General features: G+C 41.3%; 2 protein-coding genes. Both read right to left on the minus strand.

The genetic code is table 11. From position 1 onward, the window contains the following. Window positions 1-471: type I-D CRISPR-associated protein Cas7/Csc2 (cas7d, locus tag LC574_RS33245; RefSeq protein WP_229457848.1), on the minus strand; the 471-nt coding region annotated here is incomplete at its 3' end. Continuing rightward, a partial coding sequence (gene cas10d, locus LC574_RS33250; RefSeq protein WP_229457849.1) for a type I-D CRISPR-associated protein Cas10d/Csc3 occupies window positions 472-3,126 on the minus strand: 2,655 nt, incomplete at its 5' end.

Here is a 3,126-nt window from a genome sequence, read left to right on the forward strand (position 1 = left end):
TGTTCCACCCTCAAAGGGTGCATTAAAGGTAAAACTCCGGTGAGATTGCTCATAGGGACTCAGAGAAAAAGCTGAATCAGAGTAAACCTTAGAACGTTCTGAGCCACTATCACCAATAGCAAAGCCGTAGATAATGCAATCAGGACACTTTTTACAAGAATTTTCGCCATTATATTCGCAGAACTTATCTTTTTCGGCAGCATTAGCACTAGTTAATTCTAAAGAACGTAATAATTCTCTACCTGACAAACGTTCTGGTGTAATCTGCTTACGTTTGAACATAACCAAACGACTGATCGGATCTTGTGTGTCGATTCCGGCTTGAGTGCGTGCTGTGTTGAGAACTCCATCTGTTTGAAAGACTGGGAAAGATTGGCTATGACGCAGCATTAAAAAGTGGACATATTTACCAGATCCTAACCGGGGAAAAGCTGTTTGAAAGTCAGATTGAATCGTGTTAAGAATACTCATTTATTTTTCTCCTTTGGATGATGTTTTTTCAGTTTGTTTTTCTTGCAAAGCCAGCCAGCGATAAGCAAATTCTGCACCAGATTTAATCCGATTGCGGTTCTCTTGGAGTAAAGCGCGATCGCCTTTATAAAGTCCCAAGAATAATTCATCAACACAGGTGGTCATAAAAGTATGAATTGCCATTAATTCCTGTGCTTTGCGAGTGGAAACCTCTACAGATTTATCCATGATGAAGGGACGTTTATAAGCTTCTTGGCGTTCTAGTGCATCATGGAGTTGTCCAGCAGCTTGTAAAATAATATCTGCTCGTTGGATTTGCTCTGGAACGGTGAGGATTACTTCTAAAGCTTTGGAAATTGGTAACAAAACAGCGTGACTAGATTCCCCAACACTAACTTGATAAAACTGGCGATATTCTTTGACCAATTTTTCAATTAATTGCAACTTTTCTGACATATTGATATTTCCTTTTATCCAGAGTTGGGCATATTTCCAAATGCGTTTAACATCTTCTTGGCTGGGTTCTCGTTTATTTTCACGGAATCCTTCATTGGCGATCGCAAATACATTTAGTACATCGGTGACTAAATCTCTGGCTGTACCATTAAAGGCTTGCCAACGTGCATCCGGCGGCGAACTGCGAAACTCTAAATGAATGCTGTAAGCTACCAGTAACCGTTCTAATGCTGGTGACAAATCCTGTAATCTCAAGTTTGGATTTATACCAAGTAAATTCCAAAATCCAGCTGTACCATCGAGTTTGACTGACTCCACAAATTCTTGATCGCTAGCGTAAAGTGGATCAGGACTGCTAGTGGTAACAACTTTCACACCCAGAAGTATCGGTAAAGCCAAGGCTAAAAAACTAGGTGCAACCCAAGCATCAGTAGTTGTTTTCCCCCTTGTGGTTGTATAAGTCATAGCCATAAATGGCAAGTCTTTGTTAGAGTAACTGTCACCATATCGACCAATCTCTACTTCATCTTCATCTCGCCACTGTAAGGTTTGCAGTCCACGATGGTGCATCCCCGCATCTAACCACTGTTTACGCACTTCCCAGAGATTGACGCGTTTGAGTTCTTTCACTAGTCGCCGCACTGCAACAGCAACTTGGGGTGAGTAGACATAAGCAGGGAAAATGTATAAGAAAACAGGTTGTTGTTCTTCTAATTTTCCTGATGCTCCCGTCCAGAAAGCTTGACGCATCAGCATTTCTAAAGACCAAATCTTTGAAATACCGCGTTTGATGCGTCCTCCTCCCAAGGCGTTTTTGTTGCTGTATTGCTGAGGCTTGAACAGTACAACTGTATCTAGTTGATCCTCTGCATCAGAATCGCCTGAACTTAAAGAACATATAGGCTGGTTATTGACTTTTGCATGAGAATATGTATTTAATTCATTTTCAAACTCAGCCTGTTGATAATTAGATGGCGAAACTTCCAAATATTGGGCTAAATAGTTGATAAAAGCTTCATAGGTGGGGCTGCTGGATTCTTGGAGTAAATTGTTTTGTTCCGCCCAATTAGCGAGGCGATCGCTTAATTTTTCTAAAAAATCGACTAGCTGTTGCTCATCTAAGGTTGCGTGAGCCGCTATGTAATGCGCTGCAACTTGATACCAGCCATAATTCACACCCCCAGATTGTACTTGTGTTTGTTCTGGTGATATTTCAGTATGCAATTCCAAAGCTGACAGCATCCAAGGTATATAATCTTGACAATTTTCAAAAAATTCCCTTTGCGCCAAGATAATTAACTCGGCTAATCTATCAGCCCAAATATTTACGCCCTGTGATAAAAATGTCTTTTGTGCATCGGTTAACTGTAACTTCTCTAGACGTTTTGGTGTGGCTGGGGCTTTGACATTGGCAACTTTGATTTGCACAACGCTAGGAAGTAATCTAATTAAATCAGCAGGGGTAAATAATTCTAGAGTTTGGGGAGCAATTTTCATTCCCTTCCCATCGCGGACAAACCCCACGTCGCCACTTTGGAAGTATTGTGCTAATCCTGGTTGATTGTTCTCTCCATCTCCTCTAATCAGACTTTCCCATACAGCCGCTTGAATGTCTGCTAAGTCAGGTGTGGCTGATTCTGTGGGTGTTAGATAAATAGCACCCTGAGCAAAATACAGAATTGGCTCCCAACCCAACCGACGAGCAAAACTAACGACGGCGTTATGAATTTGGTTAGTAATTAAACCCCGACAATCTCGCAGACGATGGTAAACCAGTTTTTTGGGAATATTTAACCAATCTAAATGATCTCGCAGGCGATCGCCTTTAGTCGTAGTTATAATATCAGCCGGATCGCCTATATGAACTGCTACATCTCCAAAAGCTAATAAGTGGCGTAAGACATCATTTAAACGGCGATCGTCTATGGTAAATTCGCGATCGCTACGTTCCCAGTTAGAAAGAATCGAGTTACTATCTACATTGAATTGGGTATTTTGGGCTAGGTAAGCGATTTCTAGCAAATAATCCTGCCATTCCTGCCAAAATGCTTGAAAATTAAGCTTTTTGCCCAACTCCTGACACAAGTTAATAATTGCTGCAATTTCGTGGGCTTTGGGTGGTTGTTCTTCACCTTGACCCCGTACATATTTGTTGTAGTCGTGTAGGGTTAAACCTAAACACAGTAGGCGTTTTTCAAC

This window comes from Nostoc sp. CHAB 5715 (genome assembly GCF_020829685.1).
Lineage (GTDB): Bacteria > Cyanobacteriota > Cyanobacteriia > Cyanobacteriales > Nostocaceae > Nostoc.